The organism is Aliterella sp. E5.1, assembly GCF_057473825.1.
This window is the reverse complement of the sequence record NZ_JBYCCV010000026.1, coordinates 19,114-41,377: the sequence shown is the minus strand read 5'-3', so window position 1 is coordinate 41,377 and position 22,264 is coordinate 19,114. Positions and strand designations below refer to the sequence as shown.

The 22,264-nt window shown below is 42.7% G+C and carries 24 protein-coding genes; 13 read left to right on the top strand and 11 right to left on the bottom strand.

The genetic code is table 11. The features are described 5' to 3' along the window. Positions 1 to 17: 17 nt before the first annotated feature. Positions 18 to 545, top strand: coding sequence for a cupredoxin domain-containing protein (locus tag AC2VE5_RS11485; RefSeq protein ID WP_486887879.1), 528 nt, complete (start codon positions 18 to 20; stop codon positions 543 to 545). Positions 546 to 592: 47 nt separating this feature from the next. On the opposite strand, the gene AC2VE5_RS11480 is transcribed toward AC2VE5_RS11485, so the two are convergent. Next, positions 593 to 1,009, bottom strand: a complete 417-nt coding sequence (locus AC2VE5_RS11480) for a heavy metal-responsive transcriptional regulator (protein WP_486887878.1) — start codon at positions 1,007 to 1,009, stop codon at positions 593 to 595. 145 nt (positions 1,010 to 1,154) lie between these two features. Between AC2VE5_RS11480 and ccmP the strand changes: the two genes are divergently transcribed. From ccmP to AC2VE5_RS11460, 4 genes are all read left to right on the top strand, one after another. Further along, positions 1,155 to 1,793 (top strand): beta-carboxysome protein CcmP, encoded by a 639-nt coding sequence (ccmP, locus tag AC2VE5_RS11475; RefSeq protein ID WP_486887877.1) that lies wholly within the window; start codon positions 1,155 to 1,157, stop codon positions 1,791 to 1,793. Positions 1,794 to 1,809: 16 nt separating this feature from the next. Beyond that, on the top strand, positions 1,810 to 2,571 hold the full coding sequence (locus AC2VE5_RS11470; RefSeq protein ID WP_486887876.1) for a pentapeptide repeat-containing protein: 762 nt from the start codon (positions 1,810 to 1,812) through the stop codon (positions 2,569 to 2,571). After that, complete coding sequence (locus AC2VE5_RS11465; RefSeq protein ID WP_486887875.1) at positions 2,568 to 3,041, top strand: CRR6 family NdhI maturation factor; 474 nt, start codon at positions 2,568 to 2,570, stop codon at positions 3,039 to 3,041. Before AC2VE5_RS11470 ends, AC2VE5_RS11465 begins: the two co-directional genes overlap by 4 nt. Before the next feature lie 75 nt (positions 3,042 to 3,116). Next, positions 3,117 to 3,971 (top strand): MBL fold metallo-hydrolase, encoded by an 855-nt coding sequence (locus AC2VE5_RS11460; protein ID WP_486887874.1) that lies wholly within the window; start codon positions 3,117 to 3,119, stop codon positions 3,969 to 3,971. A 64-nt stretch (positions 3,972 to 4,035) separates the two neighbouring features. Here AC2VE5_RS11460 and ndhD1 read toward each other — a convergent pair whose 3' ends face one another. The 4 genes from ndhD1 to AC2VE5_RS11440 form a co-directional block, all read right to left on the bottom strand. Beyond that, positions 4,036 to 5,610: a photosynthetic/respiratory NAD(P)H-quinone oxidoreductase subunit D1 gene (ndhD1, locus tag AC2VE5_RS11455; RefSeq protein ID WP_486887873.1), complete on the bottom strand. Its 1,575-nt coding sequence runs from the start codon at positions 5,608 to 5,610 to the stop codon at positions 4,036 to 4,038. A 59-nt stretch (positions 5,611 to 5,669) separates the two neighbouring features. Continuing rightward, positions 5,670 to 7,730 (bottom strand): NAD(P)H-quinone oxidoreductase subunit 5, encoded by a 2,061-nt coding sequence (locus tag AC2VE5_RS11450; protein ID WP_486887872.1) that lies wholly within the window; start codon positions 7,728 to 7,730, stop codon positions 5,670 to 5,672. A 162-nt stretch (positions 7,731 to 7,892) separates the two neighbouring features. Continuing rightward, positions 7,893 to 8,276 (bottom strand): thioredoxin family protein, encoded by a 384-nt coding sequence (locus tag AC2VE5_RS11445; protein ID WP_486887871.1) that lies wholly within the window; start codon positions 8,274 to 8,276, stop codon positions 7,893 to 7,895. A gap of 249 nt (positions 8,277 to 8,525) precedes the next feature. Beyond that, positions 8,526 to 9,242 (bottom strand): NnrU family protein, encoded by a 717-nt coding sequence (locus tag AC2VE5_RS11440; RefSeq protein ID WP_486887870.1) that lies wholly within the window; start codon positions 9,240 to 9,242, stop codon positions 8,526 to 8,528. Between the two features lie 100 nt (positions 9,243 to 9,342). Between AC2VE5_RS11440 and rpiA the strand changes: the two genes are divergently transcribed. Then, positions 9,343 to 10,047 (top strand): ribose-5-phosphate isomerase RpiA, encoded by a 705-nt coding sequence (gene rpiA, locus AC2VE5_RS11435; protein ID WP_486887869.1) that lies wholly within the window; start codon positions 9,343 to 9,345, stop codon positions 10,045 to 10,047. Here rpiA and folP read toward each other — a convergent pair. Together folP and tpiA are read right to left on the bottom strand one after the other, a co-directional pair. Then, positions 10,044 to 10,892, bottom strand: a complete 849-nt coding sequence (gene folP / locus AC2VE5_RS11430; RefSeq protein ID WP_486887868.1) for a dihydropteroate synthase — start codon at positions 10,890 to 10,892, stop codon at positions 10,044 to 10,046. The genes rpiA and folP overlap by 4 nt on opposite strands. A gap of 13 nt (positions 10,893 to 10,905) precedes the next feature. Beyond that, positions 10,906 to 11,631, bottom strand: coding sequence for a triose-phosphate isomerase (gene tpiA / locus AC2VE5_RS11425; RefSeq protein ID WP_486887867.1), 726 nt, complete (start codon positions 11,629 to 11,631; stop codon positions 10,906 to 10,908). A 116-nt stretch (positions 11,632 to 11,747) separates the two neighbouring features. On the opposite strand from tpiA, the gene AC2VE5_RS11420 reads away from it, so the two are divergent. Both AC2VE5_RS11420 and AC2VE5_RS11415 read left to right on the top strand, forming a co-directional pair. Further along, on the top strand, positions 11,748 to 11,969 hold the full coding sequence (locus AC2VE5_RS11420) for a hypothetical protein (protein ID WP_486887866.1): 222 nt from the start codon (positions 11,748 to 11,750) through the stop codon (positions 11,967 to 11,969). A 20-nt stretch (positions 11,970 to 11,989) separates the two neighbouring features. Beyond that, a complete protein-coding gene (locus AC2VE5_RS11415) occupies positions 11,990 to 12,367 on the top strand; it encodes a hypothetical protein (RefSeq protein ID WP_486887865.1) in 378 nt (125 codons plus the stop codon). Between the two features lie 7 nt (positions 12,368 to 12,374). On the opposite strand, the gene sbcD is transcribed toward AC2VE5_RS11415, so the two are convergent. Then, positions 12,375 to 13,667 (bottom strand): exonuclease subunit SbcD, encoded by a 1,293-nt coding sequence (gene sbcD / locus AC2VE5_RS11410; protein WP_486887864.1) that lies wholly within the window; start codon positions 13,665 to 13,667, stop codon positions 12,375 to 12,377. 54 nt (positions 13,668 to 13,721) lie between these two features. Next, positions 13,722 to 14,447: a phosphoadenosine phosphosulfate reductase gene (cysH, locus tag AC2VE5_RS11405; RefSeq protein ID WP_486887863.1), complete on the bottom strand. Its 726-nt coding sequence runs from the start codon at positions 14,445 to 14,447 to the stop codon at positions 13,722 to 13,724. A 97-nt stretch (positions 14,448 to 14,544) separates the two neighbouring features. Between cysH and AC2VE5_RS11400 the strand changes: the two genes are divergently transcribed. The 3 genes from AC2VE5_RS11400 (at position 14,545) to AC2VE5_RS11390 (ending at position 17,899) form a co-directional block, all read left to right on the top strand. Further along, entirely contained in the window at positions 14,545 to 14,838 is a 294-nt protein-coding gene (locus tag AC2VE5_RS11400) for a glutaredoxin family protein (protein WP_486887862.1), read from the top strand. 5 nt (positions 14,839 to 14,843) lie between these two features. Further along, positions 14,844 to 16,325: a UDP-N-acetylmuramoyl-L-alanyl-D-glutamate--2,6-diaminopimelate ligase gene (locus tag AC2VE5_RS11395; protein ID WP_486887861.1), complete on the top strand. Its 1,482-nt coding sequence runs from the start codon at positions 14,844 to 14,846 to the stop codon at positions 16,323 to 16,325. A 116-nt stretch (positions 16,326 to 16,441) separates the two neighbouring features. Beyond that, positions 16,442 to 17,899: a DICT sensory domain-containing protein gene (locus tag AC2VE5_RS11390; RefSeq protein WP_486887860.1), complete on the top strand. Its 1,458-nt coding sequence runs from the start codon at positions 16,442 to 16,444 to the stop codon at positions 17,897 to 17,899. A gap of 11 nt (positions 17,900 to 17,910) precedes the next feature. Here the strand turns inward: AC2VE5_RS11390 and AC2VE5_RS11385 are convergent, their stop codons facing one another. Then, positions 17,911 to 19,365, bottom strand: a complete 1,455-nt coding sequence (locus tag AC2VE5_RS11385; protein WP_486887859.1) for a sensor histidine kinase — start codon at positions 19,363 to 19,365, stop codon at positions 17,911 to 17,913. 319 nt (positions 19,366 to 19,684) lie between these two features. Here AC2VE5_RS11385 and AC2VE5_RS11380 point away from each other — a divergent pair, with 319 nt between their 5' ends. Both AC2VE5_RS11380 and AC2VE5_RS11375 read left to right on the top strand, forming a co-directional pair. After that, positions 19,685 to 20,362, top strand: coding sequence for a DUF1269 domain-containing protein (locus tag AC2VE5_RS11380; protein WP_486887858.1), 678 nt, complete (start codon positions 19,685 to 19,687; stop codon positions 20,360 to 20,362). 146 nt (positions 20,363 to 20,508) lie between these two features. Continuing rightward, positions 20,509 to 20,964: a BON domain-containing protein gene (locus AC2VE5_RS11375; protein ID WP_486887857.1), complete on the top strand. Its 456-nt coding sequence runs from the start codon at positions 20,509 to 20,511 to the stop codon at positions 20,962 to 20,964. Positions 20,965 to 21,076: 112 nt separating this feature from the next. Here the strand turns inward: AC2VE5_RS11375 and bioF are convergent, their stop codons facing one another. Then, complete coding sequence (bioF, locus tag AC2VE5_RS11370) at positions 21,077 to 22,228, bottom strand: 8-amino-7-oxononanoate synthase (protein ID WP_486887856.1); 1,152 nt, start codon at positions 22,226 to 22,228, stop codon at positions 21,077 to 21,079. Between the last annotated feature and the right edge of the window lie 36 nt (positions 22,229 to 22,264).

Below are 22,264 nucleotides of genomic sequence, written 5' to 3'. Positions count from 1 at the left end.
AAGGAGTAAATTGAGAAATGTTGAATAAAAAATATATCCTTGGTACTCTTGTCAGTCTCAGCTTTTTACTTGGGGCAGCTTCTAGCCCCGCCTCAGCCCAAATGGCCGAACCAACTACGCAGTTTCGGCGCATTGAACAGCCTACAGGTTTAAAAATCGGCGTAACTTTAGGTGGATTAGCCCTAATTGGCGCAGAATTATGGTGGTTTACTTTTAGTAAAACAAAATCTCACCAAGCTGCCTCAAATCAAGGCATACAAGAGCTAACAATTAATGTCAATGGTGGCTACTCGCCCGATCGCATAACTGTAAAATCAGGACAACCAGTGCGGCTTAATTTCTTCCGTCAAGATCCAAGTAGTTGTTTAGAAAAAGTTTTACTACCGGACTTTCATATCGCTCAAGACTTAGCCTTAGATCGCGTTACTCCAGTAGAATTTACACCAGAAAAACCAGGACAATACTTATTTACCTGCGGCATGAATATGTTTCGAGGGATCGTAGAAGTACAGCCTAACCCACCTAGGGTTAAAACCCCAGGCTAATAGCTAAAGTCGGCTTAAGCCGACTAATACATCTTTGGTAATAAGCATTAATTTTTCTGAATCACTGGGCAAATTGTTTCTGGCTGCAATGTGTTAAAGTTCTCCCAGCCGGAAAGGATACCGCCTAATTGGGAGCGCAAAGTTAGTAATTCGTCGATTTGCTTGTCAATTTCGACAATCTTATTTTTTAACTTGTCTTGAACATCATCGCAAGGCAATTGTCCGCGATCGTATACTTTTAGCAATTCGCCAATTTCTTGTAGACTTAACCCCAAACTTTGACTTCGCTTAATAAACGCCAGCCGTGCTAGAACACTCTCATCAAACTGCCTAAAACGGCCTTCAGTGCGATCGCACGACTCAATTAATCCTAAGCTTTCGTAGTAGCGAATTGTCCTAATCGGGACATGGCTTAAAGCCGTTACCTGACCGATTAACAGTAATTTCCGTTCTTGAATCAACATAAATAATTCAACTCAATAATTCTTTTTTCTTAGTCTAGCAGGTGCGCCAAAAGCCTAGTTAAACATACCTAAAAGCTACTATAGACTGGTATTCTGCAAAGGTGGGGAAGGATAGATATTTGCCATATTTACGGGGAGCAGAATTTTGGGCATAGAGTTACGCAGTTATGTATTTCTAGACAACTTACAACCTCAACACGCATCTTACTTAGGAACCATAGCGCTGGGGTTCTTACCATTGCCAGGAGATACATCGCTGTGGGTAGAAATTTCACCAGGAATTGAAATCAATCGCATTACTGATATCGCGCTCAAATCTACGGGGGTTCGTCCTGGGGTGCAGATTGTCGAGAGATTATATGGATTACTAGAAGTACATTCTAGCCGCCAAAGCGAGACGCAAGAAGCCGGGAGAGCAATTTTAGAAGCCCTAGGAGTCCGTAAAGAAGAATGTCTTAAACCGCGCGTGATTTCTAGTCAAATTATCCGCAACTTAGATCCTCACCATACCCAACTTATCAACCGCACCCGCCGAGGACAAATGATTTTAGCAGGGCAAACTCTTTATGTATTAGAGGTTCAACCCGCCGCCTACGCTGCTTTGGCAGCAAATGAAGCCGAAAAAGCGGCGCTAATTAATATTCTTGACGTTCTTGCTGTTGGTAGCTTTGGCAGACTCTACTTAGGCGGACAAGAACAAGATATATTAGCAGGTTCTAGGGCAGCGCTGGCAGCACTGGAGAACGTCAACGGGCGAGAACAGCCTTATGCTGGCGCGGAGTAGAGGAAAAAGTTAAGTTATGGCAAATTTAGACCATCTTGCCTTGTTAAAGTCGGGGGCAGTGAGATGGACAAAGTGGAGAGAAGATAGTCCAGAAGTATCACCAGACTTGAGTTATGCAGACTTAAGGGGAATAAATTTAAGAGGAAGCAATCTAAGTAACGCTAACTTAGCAAATGCCAATCTTAGCAATGCGGTTCTAATTGCAGCTAATTTTGAGGGTGCAAATCTTACTCTTGCCAATCTTTGCGATTCTCTTTTAATCAAAGCTAATTTAATCGCCGCTAATCTCAGTATTGCTAACCTTCAAGGGGCGAATCTAAAAGCGGCTTCTTTACAAGCAGCTAATTTAATTGGCGCTGACTTGCAAGGCGCTAATCTAAGTAATGCCGATCTTGAGGATGTTAATTTAATTGGGGCTAATTTGCGCGGCGCAAATCTCAAAGGTGCTAATTTAAGTGAGGCAAAATTGATTCGCGCTAACTTAAGCGAGGCGAATTTAACCGAAGCTCATCTAAATTATACCGATTTGAGCCATGCTAACCTTGGAAGCGCCTCCTTAGTTGGCGCAATGCTCTACAAAGCCGAACTTAGTCAAGCTAATTTAAATAATGGTTACTTGCATAAGGCTTATTTATTCGGTGCAAACTTGAGCCAAGCTAAACTAATAAATGCCGATTTGCGCTGGGCAAATCTTCGAGGTGCTAATCTTACAGGCGCTAACATTACCGGGGCAAATCTTCGAGGTGCTATCCAAAATACAATTAGTGAGGCAATATGACGATCGCGATCGCACTTGATGCGGAAATTATCAATAGTTTGGATCTTGCTCCCGTCCAAAAAGTAATTGACAACTTACTCACTACAGGAGTTATCGCCGCCTACGAGCAGCAACTGGGCTTTACTATAGACTATCCTCAAGAGCCTGAAGATCCGCGTGAATTGCCAGAAATTCCCGAAATCCGGCTGTGGTTTATCCGGCTAGATTCTCGTTATCCTTGGCTGCCATTTTTGCTTGACTGGAAAGCTGGAGAACTTGCCCGCTACACGGCGATGCTTGTACCGCATCAATTTAGTGCCTCTGAGGGACTTCAATTTAACCCAGAAGCATTAGAAATATTTTTGATGCACAAACTTTTTGTTCTGGGCGATTGGTTGCCCCAATATAATATCAATAGTCCATCGCGGCTCAAATCAATGTCGCAGATGCTAGGTTATGACTTGGAAGACGAACTATTTGCCATGTTTTAATGCGCCCAAAGAAAGATGAATGGCGATCGCACATTGCGCTGAACTAAAAGAAGTCGCTACTTAATCAAAGCAGCAATGGACGCAACCAAAAGTCTTACCCTACCAACGACAAATACTCAAAAACCCGACTTAGAAACTGGCGAAATCTTCTTTATTGGCACGGCAACGGTGCTTTTACGCTATGCCGGGTTTACAATTTTAACCGATCCCAATTTTCTGCATCAAGGCGACCATGTACATCTGCATTATGGCATTCGCTCGGCGCGCAAAACCAATCCAGCTATAGAGTTAGAGGAATTACCGCCCCTCGATTTAGTTGTATTATCCCATATGCACGAAGATCATTTCGATCGCCTAGTCGAGCAAAAGTTAGACAAAAATCTACCAATTATTACCACTCCTCACGCCGCCGAAAAGCTAAAAAAGAAAGGTTTTAATGCTACTTGTGCTTTACCTACGTGGGACGCATTAACTATTAATAAAGGTGACTCTTTACTGCAAATTAGCGCGATGCCTGGAAGACATGGACCAGGTATACTCAATGCCTTACTACCTCCAGTTATGGGCAGTATGCTTGAATTTCAAACTCCTAGCAAAGAAACTAGATTTCGCCTTTATATCACTGGCGATACTTTAATCCACGAACAATTAAAAGAAATTCCTCAGCGTTACCCCGATATTGACTTAGCTTTGCTGCATTTAGGCGGAACAAGAATATTTGGGGTAATGTTGACTATGGATGCCAAGCAAGGAGTACAAGCAATTGAAATTATTGCTCCTCATACGGCAATTCCCATTCACTACGACGATTACACGGTTTTTAAATCGCCTTTAGAAGACTTCAAGCAAGCAGTCACCGCCGCCGGACTAGAAAATAAAGTAAAGTATCTCAATCGTGGTGAAACTTACAATTTTTCTGTACCTTCCTAAGAATCGCTATTAAAAAAGGCAGGTTTTTTACCTGCCCAAAAATAACATCTAAAAGTCTCTATCTTTACCTAACACCCAGTTCCGGCGCAGTATAAGACACTGTAGGTATAGACTTTTGCGCCAAGGTCGGCACAGAATCGCGCAGCCTTTGAGTTAGCTGAATTGTTGTCGCGTCATACACTTGAGTTAATAGCTTTGGATAGAAGCCAATCCCAATAATTGGTATTAACAAGCAAGCAACAATAAATACTTCTCGCGGTTCAGCGTCAATTAAAGCTTCGTGAGAAATCAATTCTTGATTCTCTTGCCCGTAGAAAATTTCTCGCAGCATCGACAGCAGGTAAATTGGAGTCAAAATTACTCCCACTGCCATCAAAAATACAACGATAACTTTAAACGTTGGATTATAAGCATCGCTGTTTGAAAAACCAACAAATATCATCAATTCCGCCACAAATCCGCTCATTCCTGGCAAAGCCAGCGATGCCATCGAACAAGTAGTAAACATCGCAAAGATTTTCTGCATCTTCTGCCCCACTCCACCCATTTCATCTAGCATCAGGGTATGAGTGCGATCGTAAGTTGCCCCTACAAGGAAAAACAAACTCGCCCCAATTAATCCATGAGATACCATTTGCAATACTGCCCCACTCAAACCCAAATCGGTAAAAGAGGCAATTCCAATTAGCACAAATCCCATGTGAGAAATTGAGGAATAAGCAATTTTTCGTTTCAAATTCCTTTGGGCAAAAGATGTCAAAGCAGCGTAGATAATATTTACTACCCCCAAAATTACCAGCACTGGGGCAAAATAAGCATGGGCATCGGGTAGCATTTGAGCATTCATCCGAATCAAGGCATAACCGCCCATTTTCAAGAGAATACCAGCTAGTAACATATGCACAGGCGCTGTAGCTTCCCCGTGGGCATCGGGAAGCCAAGTATGCAATGGAAAAATCGGCAGCTTGACAGCGTAAGCAATCAAAAAACCAGCATATATAAATAGCTGAAAATTGAGGGCATAATCTTTCAATCCCAGCGCTTGCATATCAAACGTTACCGTATCGCCGTAAAACGCCATCGTCAACGCAGCGATTAAAATAAACAGCGAACCGCCCGCCGTATAAAGAATAAACTTTGTGGCTGCATACTGCCGCTTTTTACCACCCCAAATTGCTAGTAATAGGTAAACGGGGATAAGTTCTAATTCCCAAACTAAGAAAAATAGCAACATATCTTGGACGGCAAATACAGCAATTTGCCCCCCATACATTGCCAAAATTAAAAAGTAAAACAACCTCGGCTTTAAGGTTACAGGCCACGCGGCTAAAATTGCCAGCGTAGTAATAAATCCTGTCAGAATAACCAATGGCATCGATATACCATCAACGCCCACCGACCAATTTAAGTCTAATGGTGGAACCCAAGGATAACTTTCGACTAATTGCAAATTTGGATTATCAAAGTCATATTCTGAACCAAAAGCGTAAACAATCAATGCAAAATCAATCAATCCGATAACTAAGGCATACCAGCGTATTGTTTTGCCGTCCTTATCGGGAATGATCGGAATTAGTAGCGATGCCACTATAGGAAAGAGAATTATCGTAGAAAGCCAAGGAAAATTTGATAAATTCATGGTAATTGGAAGAAGGGAGAGAAACACAATCGTCTTTCATCTCCTCGTCTCCTCTCCTCCTAAGTCACTCCAAAAACAACTACGAGACCGAGTACAGCGGCAAATATAATCAAGGCGTAGAATTGGGCGCGACCGTTTTCTAAATATTTCAGTCCTTCACCACTAACCAACGTAAAGAAGCCCGTTAAGTTGACAGCGCCATCAACCACGCGAAAATCAACTTCCATAACTTGACGTGCTAATCGGCGCAATCCTTGAACGAATACGCGATCGTAAAATTCGTCAAAGTACCACTTGTTTAAAGATAAGGCGTAAAGCGATGGGAATTTTTGGGCGATCGCACCAGGGTCAATTTTTCTCCACAAGTACATCAGCGAAGCTAAAGTAATCCCAATTAAAGATATACCCACCGAACTCCCTGCCATGACAAAAAACTCTGACTGGTTAAATTCTGCCGCTTTTTCGGCAATAGAAACCCCACTTTCACTCGGCGGATGAATAAATTCCTCAAAATAATTAGCGTAAGGCGTTCCCACAAGTCCAATCAGCATCGAAGGAATTGCTAAAATTACCAATGGTAAAGTCATCGTCCAAGGCGATTCATGAGGACTACTGCTGTGGTGATGGTCTGTATCGTGGCTAACTGCGGCAAGTTCTCTAGTATCCATTGCCCCCGGTCCAAAATTAGGGGTAAGAGTATTAGATCCTGCCTTTAGTTGATACTTAATTTGCTCATCATTGCCGCGAAAAGAGCCTTCAAAGGTGCTGAAGTACATACGGAACATATAAAATGCCGTAATTCCTGCCGTTAGCCACCCTACAGCCCATAGCAGAGGATTGGCTGCAAAAGCTTGACCCAAAATCTCATCTTTTGACCAGAAACCAGCAAAAGGCGGTATGCCAGAAATTGCCATACAACCAATCAAAAAAGTAATAGCGGTAAAAGGCATATACTTCCGCAATCCGCCCATTGTCCGCATATCTTGGGCTAAAGCTGGATCGTGACCTACTACCGATTCCATGCCATGAATTACCGAACCCGAACCCAAAAACAGCATGGCTTTAAAGTAAGCGTGAGTCATCAAGTGAAATAACCCCGCACTGTAAGCACCAATTCCCATCGCCATTACCATATAGCCAAGTTGGGAAATAGTGGAGTAAGCTAAACCCTTTTTGATGTCATTTTGGGTAATCGCGATCGTTGCCCCCAAAAATGCTGTAAATGCCCCCGTATAAGCAATTACATTCATGGCGGCGGGTACGCCTTCAAATACCGGGTACATCCGGGCAATTAAAAATACTCCCGCCGCTACCATTGTCGCCGCGTGAATGAGTGCCGAAATTGGTGTGGGACCTTCCATGGCATCGGGTAGCCAAACGTGCAAAGGAAATTGCGCCGATTTAGCCGCCGGACCCAAAAACACCAAAATAGCAAACACAATTGCTAGTAAATTGCTGATCGAACCCGATTCAACCAAAGCTTGGAGGCGATCGCCCATAATTTCAAATTCAAAGCTTCCGGTTGCCCAAAATAGACCCAAAATGCCCAACAATAAGCCAAAGTCACCCACACGGTTAACTACAAAAGCTTTTTGTGCAGCATCGGCGGCGGGTTTGCGATCGTACCAAAAACCTACCAGCAGGTACGAACACATCCCCACCAATTCCCAGAAAATGTAAATTTGCACTAAGTTCGGGCTAACTACCAAACCCAACATAGAGGAGCTAAATAAGCTCAAATACGCATAAAATCTCACATATCCAGAATCGTGAGCCATGTAGCCATCGGTATAAACCATGACCAGTAAAGCTACCGTAGTTACGATTACCAACATTAGGGCTGTTAGGTGGTCGATAGTGTAGCCCATGTTGAGGTGAAAGTTTCCTGCTGCTGCCCATTCCAACGTATAGGTATAAGTTGGATGTCCGCTAATTTGACTTGCCAGCAAGGCAATAGAGAGCGCCATCGCCCCACCAAGCAAGGACACGATAAATACAGCGTTTAGCTGCCGCAAGCGGTTTGTCACCTCGCTTACTGAGATTAACCCTAGACCGACTAGCATTGCCCCTAAAAGAGGTAATACTGGAATTAACCAGGCATATTGATAGATTGTTTCCATCACTGACGACTACTTTGAGAATTTTGTATTGGTATTGAGCAAACTGTTAATAGTTGTAACATATAGGTTTTGCTATAAAATATCCCACCCGAAAGAATCCGAGCGGGATATTTGTTGAAAGATTCCAAATTTACAATATTGCTTAACTTATTCGGCGACTATTTAAGCCGAACGCCGATGTTGCCAATTGTCAATTGTTAAGGAATCATTAGGTATATTTGGGTAGCTAGTCCTAATTTCTTCTAAAATTACCCGCAACTCCCTAGGACTATGAAAATCCTCAAGGCGATCGCGGACTTTGCCATTTTCAATTAAAAGCAATGTAGGTAGATTAGTCATTCGATAAGTGTTAGAAAGCTTGAAATTCTCATCAGCATTAACTTTTACCAATTTAATCTGACTATTGCAACAGCTATGAAATTGCAATAGTAGCGGCTGAATCAGTTGGCATAAACCACACCAAGGAGCGCCAAAATCGACTAAAACCGGAATGGGTGATGCTAATACTTCCTGCTCAAACGTGCGATCGCTAACTGACAACACCATAAGCTTTTAACCTTAAATTTATAGATATTTGCTATGCAATTAGAGCTATCAGTTTTAAATTGATATCAACATTATTACGGTTAACTGCGTTTGCCTAATAACTTATTGTGGTTCATGCTACATCTATTTGGGATCAATTTCAGTATCAGAAACGAACATTAAACCATAGAAATTATCTGTAAGTTTACCTAATTCAATCCCATAAGCACAATGGTTAGCTCTGTCAGGAATTGATACCGCAGCGCGCTTTTACCAATTAACGCGGCTAGTAGCACTAATTAAAAGGGGGTGAGATAACCACAGGGCAATAATAAAAATAGCTACACCTAGATAAGATAGGCGGAGATATTCAGTAATCTTAAACGTCTGCTGTCCGCGCAGCATCGCTAAAAAAGGCACAATGGAAGTCCGAGACTTAACGCGCTCAAAAGCTTCACCATAGCGGGATGCTAAACGGCGATCGCCATGCCAAACTCCAAATAGATGATGCAGTACTAAGCCGATGGAAGTAACTAAAGTAAAACTCGTCCCAATCCATAGAGTATGAGCTATACACCACAGGACTTGACCGACCATTTGCGGATGACGAGTAATGCGAATAATTCCCGTTTCAAATAAATGAACTTCAGGTTTTTGAATTGCAGCAATTTCTAGCAAATTAAAGGTTGCTGGATAAAGAAACAAAAAAGAAATCGCGGACATTATCCAAACAAAGTTTCCCACACCCGGAACTCCTTGTACTTGCCATAGTTGAGCGCCATCGTAGCGGTGGTTGAAAAAATAGATAACTAATACAACAGCCAAAGGTAAGCTAACTAAAGCAAAAATAACCCGGTACAACCGAGCGCCAATGATTTTTTCAGCAGATGTGCGCCAAGCCGCTAAACCACTGTGTGCGATCGCAAATCCAAGTAAAAGACCCAAAATAATAAAATGGCTGGGTGTTAACCAAACAGGTAAATTCATGTACTAATTTTCGCAGCCTACAACCTAAATTCCTTGTCTTCTTTAATCTATACCGACCGTGCAAATATATACTAGACACGGCATTTATAGAGCAAGTGGTATGACGGAAGATTTAGCTAAGTTGATGAAGGAACAAGTCGGTAAAGCCGCAGCACAGCGCGTAAAATCAAATTCTATTGTGGGGTTGGGTACAGGTTCAACTACCGCTTACACAATTCAATTTCTCGGCAATTTCCTTAAGTCTGGCGAACTAACAAACATTGTCGGGATTCCTACCTCTTTTCAATCGGAGGTTTTAGCAAAACAGTATGGTATCCCTTTAACTACTCTAGACGCGGTAGATCGGATTGATATCGCCATTGATGGAGCAGATGAAGTAGATCCTCACAAAAACTTAATCAAAGGCGGTGGCGCAGCCCATACCCGCGAGAAAGTTGTAGACTACTTAGCCGAGAAATTTATTGTCGTTGTAGATAGCTCAAAAATTGTAGAACGCCTGGGTTCTAGCTTTCCCGTCCCTGTAGAAGTCATCCCCATGGCACTTTCGCCAGTAATGAGAGCAATTGAAAAGTTAGGCGGAAAGCCAGAGTTGCGGATAGGAATTAGAAAAGCTGGTCCTGTAATTACCGATCAAGGCAATATGGTAATTGATGTCAGATTCGACTCTATCGACGACCCCGCAGATTTAGAAAGAACCTTAAACAATATCCCCGGAGTCTTAGAAAACGGTATATTTGTGGGCGCTACCGACTTAGTTCTAATTGGCGAAATTGTTGATGGTCAACCTAAAGTTAGAGAACTTTAAACTTGCCTAAATATAGCATCGGCAACGCGGCAGACATCGCGCATTTGGGCTACATCGTGAACTCGTAAAATATCCGCACCCGTCGAAATCGCCGCACAACAAGCGGCGGCGGTTCCCCATACGCGGTCTTTGGGGTCTGGCTTATCAATGATGCGCCCAATAAAGCTTTTGCGAGATGCGCCTACTAAAATCGGGCAATTAAGCGACTTAAAAAAGCTTATGTTTCGCAGAATCTCTAGATTTTGCTGCTGATTTTTGGCAAAACCAATACCTGGATCGATAATAATTTTAGAAGGATTTACGCCATAAGACTTCGCACTTTCAATTTGACGCTCTAAAAACTGATAGATTTCCCCTAACAGATTTTCATAATCAGTCATTTGTTGCATTATTTGCGGCGTACCGCGCAAGTGCATTAAAACAATGGGTAGGTTTAAGTCAGCAACGGTTGTCAGCATCTCACTATCAAAAGTACCGCCAGATATATCATTAACTATATCTGCCCCCGCATTAACAGCCGCTTTAGCAACGACAGCGCGGGTTGTATCTACAGAAATAGGGATAATAATCTCTTGGCGTAATACCTCAATTACAGATAAAACTCGCTCTAATTCCTCCTCTAAAGATATCTGTACCGCCCCCGGTCGCGTCGATTGTCCGCCGATATCAATTATGTCTGCACCAGCTTCTACGAGCTTCTGAACCTGTGCTAAAGCTTCCCTAGGTGTAGCAAATTCTCCACCATCGCTAAAGCTATCGGGAGTGACATTGACTACTCCCATGAGATAGGTACGTTTTCCCCACTCAAAAGAGCGATCGCGAATTTCCCAAGCTGGAACAATCATTTTTTGGTATCAGCTATTTATAATTAACTAACTGAGCAAAACTATCCGGTTCTAAACTGGCACCACCTACTAAAGCCCCGTCGATTTCAGGTTGCGCCATAATTTCATCAATATTACTCGGCTTTACCGAGCCGCCATATTGAATTGAAACGTTAGCATTGCTTAATTGAGAACGAATTAAACCAATTACTCGATTAGCTTCTACGGCTTCGCAGGTGTCACCCGTTCCAATTGCCCATATTGGTTCGTAAGCAATAACTAAATTGTCCTGATCTACACCGACTAAATCTAGTTTTAGCTGCTTTGTAACGGTGCTTTCAATTTCCCCTGCGTCTCTTTGCTGCTTCGTTTCCCCTACGCACAAAATCGGAATTAGATCGTACTTTTGCGCCGCCAACAGCCGTTTATTTACAGTTTCGTCTGTTTCGCCAAAATACTGTCGCCGTTCGCTGTGACCGACAATAACGTAGCGAGTGCCAATCTCTGCCAGCATTTCTCCAGAAATTTCTCCAGTATAAGCGCCGCTATCTTCCCAGTGGACATTTTGAGCGCCTAGCTGAATGCGGCTACCGTGCAGGTTTTTTGATAGCTGATTGAGATCGGTATAAGGAACGCATAATACAACTTCCCGATCTTCTGGGGTATGTTCCAAACTCGGCATAAATCCTTGTAAAAACTCTAGGGACTCTGCCTGAGTTTTAAACATTTTCCAATTTCCGGCAATAACAATTTTCCGCACAGCTAACTCAACAAAGACAATACCGATCGTAAACTCCAGTTTAAAGCTTAAGGGGACGGGCTGATTATATGATTAGTGAAATATCAGCAGCATTAATAATGAAGTGAGCATAACTTATGGTTGATATACTTTATAGTGCAATTCCTCCAAATAGCGAACTATATTCACGCCTTCACAGTGAGAAGGCACTTACCACCCTTTTAGTTTGGCTTTTTCCCTATGGTTGCGGCATTTTCCGCTTTTTTGAAATTGAGCCTGATGAAATTGATGAAATTCTTGAAAATGTGGTTGAAGTATATCCAGAGATATTTGAGTCACAAGTAGAATTAAATCGGTAATAGCTGAATTTCGCTCTCAGTTGACCCTTACTCGGCAAGCCTTTCCAGGAATTGAAGATCGAACAGCAATGCTAGAAAAATCATGGCAGGAAATTGAACAGCGTTTAGTACAAGAGCTATCAAGAAGACAAGTTACTAATGCTGAGGCATTTGTGCAAAAGTTATTAGAAGGCGATCACACTTTTGCCCCAGATTTGCTATCAGCAGAGGAAGGAGATTCATTAGGACTTATATCTCATGAGTTAGTTAGGGAAGGAGCCAGCCTTTTTCGGCAAATCGATCCTAAAACACTATTTGCAGAAAATGAAGATTGGTATCTTGAGCAATTAAAGGATTTGAAAGCGTTGTATCTTGACGCAGACGAGCATAATGAAGTGATATTAGTTGGATCTGGTTGATTGATAACTACAGCAAGCGTAGTTGACCGTTTTGCTTATTCTCCGCACTTTCGCTAACGGTATCAAACCAAACTTTCTCAGTCTTGGCAGATAGCAGTTTATGGGCAGCTTCGAGCATTAAACCAGATATCTCTTTGAGGTCTTGGCGATTATTTATGTAAGCTGTCAATGCTTCCATCGGGTCAATAGCACTACTTGCTCCTAATTCTGGCAAACGCGGTCTAGCTAACTGACTCATCAATTCTGGTTGAATTGTATAACTGTGCGCTGGACTAAGGGCGTTATGAACAGCAGCATTATCAATTTTATCTATTTGTTCAGAGCCGAGTTGATAAATTAGCCTCACTACCGCATCCTCAATAGTGTATTTTGCGATCGCTTTTATCAATTGCTCGTGTGGTTCAGTCGCCTTAGATATATCTACTTTAATTGTCTGAAACTTCCTTACGGGCAATGGGCAAAATTCCCACTCGGCTTTCCCCCGTTCTAATGCAACTTTGACATAGCCTTTATCTTCTTTTTCTTCGCTAAAATCAACGCGCTCAATGCTACCCGGATAAATTACTGGCGGGTCATTAGATTTATTGAGGTTTTGGTGGCGGTGGACGTGTCCTAGAGCCACGTAATCAAAGCATGGACGGGTAATTAACGACAAGGGAACAGTAAAGCCTTTTCCTACCGCTAAGAGGCGTTCAGCGCCCAAATTAGCATTGTCAACCATTAGGTGTCCTAAAAGTACCGTTGGCACATCTGGATCTAAACGACGAACTTCTCCTTCCATTGCCGTTCGCAGACGTTCAATCAACATATCGTTGATATCGGTAATTGATAAACCTTCGGTTTCTGGGCGGGTAAGCAAAGTTGAACGAGTCAGCCAAGGAAGCGTCACTATTTGGACTGCACCATTACGGGTTTGGATGAGATGAGTAGTTAATCTGTCACCTACAACAAATCCCGGCACGCCCAAGGTACGATAAATACATAAACTCGCCCCTCCCATTCCTTGTGAATGCTGATCGTGGTTGCCTACTAGCAACACTGTAGGGATTTGAGCATCAACTAAGCGGCGAAATTGCGTAGCAAACTTTTCTTGAACGTAAGGCGGCGGTGTGGCATCGGGAAAGGCATCGCCGCCAAATAATACTAAATCTACTGGCTCAGCTAAGGCATGGTCAATACATTTAGACAATGTACTAACAAAATCCTCCAAACGTGTATTCAAACCAGTTTCGGGGTTAAGCTTGCCGTGAGTAAAGCCGCTTCCCATGTGGATATCAGACAGATGGAGGATTTTTAGCATTTATAACTTACCGTACCAAGTGCGAGTTTGTAGAAGCAGAAAAATAGAGGCGTTTTAGATGTGAATGCCACATTCAGTTTTGCCCATTCCCCGCCAGCGTCCAGCGCGTTCGTCTTCACCTTCGCCTACTTGGGTAGTAATGGGTTCATCGCCAATGCTGGGGTAGCCTTGATCGTGGAGTGGGTTGTAAATTACTTTATGTTCGGCAACGTATGCCCAAGTTTCTTTGCGCGTCCAACTAGCTATAGGGTTGACCTTGAGGCGCTGTTTGCCATCTACTTCAAATATAGGCATATCTTGACGGGTGTTTGCTTGATCGCGCCGCCGTCCGGTAATCCAAGCTGTGGTATTTAGTTCTGCAAGTCCCCGTTGCAGGGGTTCAATTTTGGTGATTTGATGAAATTGGCTAATATCTTTATCCCACAATGCTTCTCCGTACTTGGCAACGAAGGCTTTCCGGCTGTCAAGGTCTGGCATTTTGTAGGTTTTGAGGTCTAGGTTATATAACTCTTTGACTTTGCCTACCAATTCTAAGGTTTGGGGGAAGTGGTACAGCGTATCGAGAAATATTACCGGAATTGGATGCTGAAGATCGCGGTAAAGTATATCGGTGATAACGATATCGTCTACGTTGAAGGCACTGGCTTGAACTAATCCAGTAGAAATATTTTCAACACACCAAGCTAAAACATCTCTAGGATGGGCGGTGTCGTATTTTTGGTTTAGTGCAGCTAAATCAAAATTGGCGGCTAGGTTGGGCGATTCGGTGGAAAGGCTCATAATTATTTTTGTTACTTCTTATTCCAGAATATCGAAATATGCCGCTCTCTAGGAAGTGTAGTAATTTTACCTTTGTAATTTAATCGGATTAACAATAATGCAATTGATTTTGTACAGTAAACCTGGTTGCCACTTGTGCGAAGGTTTGGAGGAAAAACTACAGCAAATCCGCGTTAATTTCAATTTTGACTTAGAAATTCGCGATATTACGAGTCGCCCCGACTGGTTTAATCTCTATGAATACGAAGTTCCCGTACTCTGTAGAGTGTCTGCGGGTAAGGAAGAACTTTTACCTCGTCCTTCGCCTCGCGCTAGTACAATGCAAGTGCAGCAAATGTTACAGAAATATTTATCGAGTGATGGACAATCAGCCCAATTAGGTGAGGTGTAATCAATATGAAATTAGGCGAATTGTTAGCCCAAGTTAGCGGTATTTCCCTGTCGCCCCAACATCCATTGCTGGATGAAGAAGTAAAAGGTTTAACTACTAATTCTCATGCTTGTCAACCAGGAGACTTGTTTATTGGAATGCCCGGAACACGGGTAGATGGCGGCGAATTTTGGAGTAGCGCGATCGCATCAGGGGCTATTGCAGCCCTAGTATCCGCTCCAATTGCCGAAAATACCAATAACCCTGTTTTAATTGGCGCTACCGATATGGTAGCGGCTTGTGCGGCGGTAGCAGCAGCTTTTTATGGGCATCCTACCAAGCAAATTCAGCTTGTGGGCGTTACGGGGACTAATGGCAAAACTACTACTACTCACTTAATAGAATTTTTCCTTAACGAAGCTCATTTATCTACCGCCTTAATGGGTACGCTTTACACTCGCTGGGCGGGTTTTGAAAAAATTGCCGCTCACACCACACCTTTTGCAGTGGAATTACAACAGCAGTTTGCCGAAGCGTGTGACGCTGGCTGTAAGTTTGGCATTATGGAAGTTAGTTCTCACGCTTTGGCACAAGGAAGGGTTACTAGCTGCGAGTTTGACGTTGCCGTATTTACTAACTTGACTCAAGACCACCTTGATTATCACAAAGATATGGAGGACTACTTTAATGCCAAAGCGTTGTTATTTAACCCCGAATACCTGCACGGCTTAGCAATAATCAATATTGACGATCCTACAAGCCTCCGTCTAATTAACCAAATTCAATCTCCTGTATGGCGTTATAGTGTGAGCGATCGCACAGCAGAACTATATACCAGCAATTTGCAATACCAACCATCGGGGGTTAGCGGTACTCTCCATACTCCCAAAGGTGATGTAGCTTTCAATTCGCCTCTAGTCGGTCAGTACAACTTAGCAAACCTTTTAGCGGCGGTAGGTACAGCAATATATTTAGGAGTAGATTTACAACTAATTGCTGAAAAATTGCCCAATTTTCCGGGCGTACCCGGACGGATGGAAAGAGTGCAGATATCGCCAAATCAAGACATCAGCACGATTGTAGACTATGCTCATACGCCAGATAGTTTAGAAAACTTACTCAAAGCCGCCCGTCCTTTTATTCGCGGTAAAATGATCTGCGTTTTTGGTTGTGGCGGCGATCGTGATCGCACTAAACGCCCAAAAATGGGTAAAATAGCTGCCGAGCTTGCCGATGTCGCTGTGGTAACTTCCGATAATCCCCGCACGGAAAACCCCGAACAAATTTTGCAAGATATCCTTGCTGGGATTCCTTCAACAGTTAAACCAATAGTAATATGCGATCGCGCGGCGGCGATTGATGAAGCGATAACTCAAGCTCAACCTGGCGATGGCGTACTAATTGCTGGCAAAGGTCACGAAGATTATCAAATTCTAGGTACAGAAAAAATCCACTTCGACGATCGCGAACAAGCAAAGAATGCTTTGAGCAAACGTTTGGCTAGTTAAGGCTGAATAAACAACGCCATACTTATTGACCTTAGCTGTTAGCAACCGTTCTGCTAATTGCTAATTAGTGAAAGCTCCTATAAAGTACCATCAAGGCATTATCAATAAAAATAAGTATGGTCAGTTCTTTTAAACAATCTTTTAGCCTTTATGAATTGAGTCTTAATACCGAGTATCCTCCGCAAGTGTTGCCTGTTACTCCTGCTACATTGTTAGCTTTAGTACGGGCAACAATTGACTTGCTAATTGAGCATAAAATTTGCGCCCAATTTTGGGTTAAACTACCACCAGGCAAGCTCTGGCAGTCTGAAATTCAACGCTATAACTTAGCTAACTTAAGTAAAGGTATATACAATTGCTCTGTTACTAAAGCTACAGAAAACAATCTTATTACTCCGTCAACATCAGTAAAGTTGAACCCTACAAGTCAGTTGCAACGCGAGTATTTTTTATTAGTTTTGTCGCCTCAATTTTGTAGTTTAGCCTTGGCACACCGTCGCCGCATTCAGCGTCAAGGTACAGTAACTAGAGTTCTTTCTAAGTCAAAAACCGTCAATAGACCAAAGCAAAATTCTTCTCTAATAGCTATTTGCGCTTACGAAACTCCAGTAATTGAGCGCGTACTAGAAGGAATTAAACGAGAAGTTGCTGCGGTGACAATGAAAAATTTAACTAAAAAAACAATTTCAAGCAGTCAATCTAAACTTACAGAACTATTGCATGACTGGGATTCTTTATTTACGGTAGTACCAACCCAAGGAACGTTAATTAATCAATTAGCAATCAAACAATTGCAACGCTCCGATGAAATTCTCCGTAAAACAAAACTTGAACGTCCCATTAGGTTACAACAGCAAAATCAAGATCTGCTCAATACAGTCAATCTTAAAGACGAATTACTCCGTCGTGCAAGTCAAGAGCTACGCACACCGCTAACTAATATGAAAACAGCACTAAGCTTGCTGAATTCACCCCACCTCAAACCACCGCAAAGAATGCGTTATTTACAAATGCTGCATACAGAGTGCGATCGCCAAAATTCGGTAATTAATGGTTTACTAGAATTACTCCAAATCGATCAAACCCAAAAATACACGCCTTTGCAGCCTGTACGCCTCAGCGAAATTGTGCCAGGAGTAGTAAGCACTTATCAACCATTGGCACAGGAAAAAGGGATTATGCTTGCCTATACCGTGCCAGAACAACCCCCCGCCGTACTATGTTTCAACTCTTGGCTAAAGCAAATAGCGATCAATTTATTACACAATAGTATTAAGTTTACGCCCCGTGGAGGTCAAGTTTGGGTGCGATCGCGTCTGATGGGCGATTGGGTTATGCTTGAAGTTCGAGACACAGGAATTGGCATTGGAGAACGAGATATTCCGAGAGTATTCGATCATTTTTACCGCATCCGTCCCACAGCAGATGATAGTAGCGGTGCAGGTTTAGGTTTAACTATTGTTCAACAGCTTTTGCAACGCTGCGGCGGCTCGATTTCAATCAAAAGCAAGCCAGGAGAAGGCTCTACTTTTACAATATTATTAGCCACTGCTCCCGCCCCGCCAGCCAATTGAGTTACGTCTTCCTAGCAACTAGGTTGATACAACGGCGGATAACTCAAATCCATAGGCAAGAAAATAGTCAATACTTCTCCCTCGTGGGGGCGTTGTCTGACAATTAGTTTGCCACCAATTGCCTGAAATAAATATTTTGTTGCATTGAGATTCAAGCTAATATTCCCAGTTTCTGGCTGAAACGTCAGCAATTGACCTAAAGATTTGACTGTAGGGGTGACAGAATGGGACGGTACAGACTTGTCGCCTACATCACCTTGAGATTGATGCAGCAGTTGCAATTTTAATTGATTGCCTGCGGGAATAACTTGGACTTGAATGTGACTACCCGCCGTCAAATTGCGAGTAAAGTTCTCGATCAAACCCGTCAACACTTGGTCTAGTATAGTTGGATCGCTAACTACCGTAGGCAAATGCTTGGGTAAAACCACATCCAAAGTTAAGTTGCGCCGATTGGCTTGTTGTTGCCATCGGGGAATGCTTTGATGTAGTACCTGCGCTAAAGACATCGCTGTCAGTTGAGTTACTTTATTGGGGACAGCAGATTTTTCGACTAATTCCGCCGCCCTAAATATTAATTCCATCCGATTTACTTGCTCGGTACACTCGCTGTCGATAACTTCTAAACGTTTTTTGACTTCTGGTGCTAAATCTTGACGCTTTAATATCAATCGAGTCAAGGTGCGGATAGTTGTTAGCGGAGTACGCACTTCATGAGCAAAAGCTTGTAACAACTCTATATCTGAGCGGTGAGAATTTTGGGTAACTAAATGTTCTTCTTTTGACTTAGTTTCATTAGTTGCTATTAGCTGCGAGTGCTTGAGTAACAAATGACTAAAATCAGTCACTGTGCGGTAATGCGGCTCTACTGGGTAAAACTTTGCAACCAAATCGTCCAATTGACCGATCGCCAAATGGGGGTTAGATAATAGTAAACGCGATCGCAATAATTGCCATACTTTAACCGCTTCCTCTGGTTGAAAAGAAAACCTAAAAGCTTTATTACCTTTACTATCAAAGCCTAAAACCAACAGCAAACCAAACTTAGCTGTCAAAACTAAGCAAAACTGTTCTTCCGCCAAAGGATCGTTATCTAGTAACGAAAGCTGTTGCGAGTTAATAAGTTGATTTGAAATAGTTGCATTAGCAGGCGGTAACTGGAGGGGAATTTCTGCACTTTTTTGAGCTACAAAAGTCCATGTTGGGATGCTAAGGAGAGTGCGATCGCTCCACGGTGGTGTAGAACTAGCAAATATTACTCCTTGGGGAGAATGATGGCGATCGCTCCTACTATCTATGATTTGTAGTATAAATTCCTCAGTCGCAGAAACTGCCGTACTCCATTCTTGTTCTGCTTGAGCTTGTAATTGTACTGGCAGCAATCTAGAATCACCACAAAAAGGTTGCGCCTGGTCAAATTTCCAGGCTAAGGTTTCATTTAGGCTAGGCAATATCCATTTTTGCACGATTATTTGCCCCTTCAACAGCTACAAATCACTTAGCTTACATAGTTTACTTATTACAAGCTTATAGATCTTAAGGTAATAGGGACAGTCGTAGAACCGAACCCCCAAGTCGCAATTGCCGCTAAAAATATCTTTACCAAATAGAAGATTTTAGTTAATTATTGTCGGCTCTCTCTATTGATAGATAGATGCAAATATTCTTTCTGTAGACCGATGAAATATAAGTATAAAAAAGCGACAACTATAACGTTAGCGAAAATAAATATTTAATTTTTATATTCATGCTAATCATGTCCAATTAGTAAAAGAGGAGAAAAAAATGACAGTAGGTCTTCATAAACGGGCAGTTGGTGTATTTGGTACTCGCTCAGCAGCCGAACAGGCACTCTACGAGTTAAATGACTCCGGTTTTCCGATGAACAAAATCTCGGTAATCGCTCAAGATGACAAGCAAGACGATATAGCAGGGGTTGATGTCCAAGATAAAGTAGGCAATAAAGCCGATGAAGGCGCTGGTGCAGGAGCGCTGACTGGTGGAGTATTAGGAGGCGCAACAGGCTTGCTTGTAGGCTTGGGAGCTTTAGCAATTCCTGGCGTAGGTCCAATTGTGTTGGCTGGTGAAGTAGCAACAGCTTTGGCGACAACTCTAGCTGGTGGTGCTCTTGGTGCAGCGGCGGGCGGCTTGATTGGTGCTTTGGTTGGTTTAGGAATCCCTGAAGAAAGAGCCAAAGCTTACAACGATCGCGTATCTAGAGGTCATTACTTGGTACTGGTAGACGGTAGCGATGCTGAAATTGCTAAAGCAGAGGCAATTTTAACTAGCAGAGGAATTGAAGATTTTGGAATTTACGATATACCTGGTAGCCATACAGCAAATGCTGGTTATGAAACTCCAGGAGTAAGCACTTCTACCACAACTAACGTAGTTAGTGATCGCGATACCCTAACTACAGGCGATCCTAAAGTTGTAATTGTTGATCGTCGGGAAGAAATTTAGTTAGTTCCACAGCTAGTCAAAATTGTGGAAAGAGAGCTTATATCCTCTTTTCCTCCTTTTTAAGGGGGGAAACGCAATATGGAGTAAGAATAACTGCTTGGGGCGATCGCTTACCCATCAAGTTTTAGAAAAGTTACGAGGTAGAAATGAAGAAATTTATTCCTTTTATAATTGGAAGTTTATTAGTCGTCGGCGCGGTTGGTTGCCAAGACACAGCTAAAACTAGCAGCGATGCCCCTGATACTGCGGAAGAAAATGTTGCCGCACCAGCACCAAGCGATGCCGCGCAAATTAAAGAAGACGCAACTAGCGAAGTTCGTAGAGATCAGCTAAATTCTGATATTAGAGCGCGAGAACAGCGTAACAACGCTACTGGTGGCGATGCTGATAGAACTGATGGAGACTTGCAAAGCGAAGTGCGTAGTAAGTTAGAAGCAAACCTCCCAGCTAGTCAATTAGGCGTTGAAGCGGAAGACGGCTTAGTAACGGTAAGCGGTACAGTTCCCACTGCGGAACAACTACAAAGAGTTGAACCCTTGGCAAAAGAAATCAAAGGGGTAACAAGCGTAAAAGTTGACGTTCAAGTCAAGCCTGCAACGTAGTTAGTTAGTTGGGAAATACCCAAAAGTGGAGTAGGGGTGCATTGCGCCCCTACTCCACTTTTAAGTTATTTTGGGAACATTTTTAAGGCAATTCCCGCTCTATCTCAAAGTTCTAGATAACTGCTTTCAACGCAGCGATCGCTTTGTCAATATGATTTGGCTGATGAGTAGCCATTACTGAAAATCTAATTCTACTTGTAGGAACTGTAGGCGGACGAATTGCGGGGGCGAAAATTCCCGCATTTTTTAGTCCAGATGCGGCTTGCAGAGCAGCCGTCGCACTAGAATATTGACAACAGACAATTTGCGACTGGGAATCAATTATTGGTAGAGGCAATTGTTGTTTTAGGTAGGCGACATTATCCCATAATTGTTGACGACGCTCAGGTGAAGTGCGAATAATTGTGATCGCTCTAATTGCGGCGGCGGTATCGGCGGGGGAAAGCGCTGTACTATAAATCCAACTAACAGCGCGGTTACGCAAGAAATCAATTAAAAATTTTGAACCTGCAACAAAAACGCCCAAACTACCTATTGCTTTACTCAAAGTCCCGACTTGAATAAACATGCTATTTGAAATGCCAAAATGCTCCGCACAACCTGCGCCCGTAGCTCCAAATACGCCTGTAGCATGAGCTTCATCAATTAGTAGCATACAATTGAATTGTTGCGCTAAGTCTGCAAGCTGGAGTAAAGGGCATAAATCGCCATCCATACTAAAAACGCTATCGGTAATAATTAGACAACGGCGAAAGTTCTGGCGTTGCTGAGATAGCAGGTTCTGGAGAACTTCAATATCTTTGTGAGGATAATCAATAACTGTTGCACCGCTAAGAATCGCCCCATTTTTGAGGCAAGAATGGTTATAAGTATCCGATAAAATTAAATCGCGTTTGCCAACTATTGCCGAAATTGCGCCAATATTCGCCAAATAACCGGAACTAAATACTAAAGCATCTTCAGTTTGCTTGAGCGATGCGATCGCACATTCCAATTGACTATGCAACTCTCGATGTCCGCTAAGTAGCCGAGAACCTGTGCTACCCGTACCAAATTCAGTTGTAGCAGCGATCGCACTTTGAATTAGGCGAGCGTCTCCCGCCAATCCCAAATAGTCATTACTAGCAAAATTTATAACTTCTTTTCCTGCTAATTGGACTACTGCACCTGGTTTACCTTCAATTGCCTGCACCGAGCGATACCAGGACGCACGGCGAATAGTATTTATTGCTGGTTCTATCCAATCGTAAGGATCGCATTTCATTGTAAAAGGTAGATTTGAAACAGAAAAAGCATAATA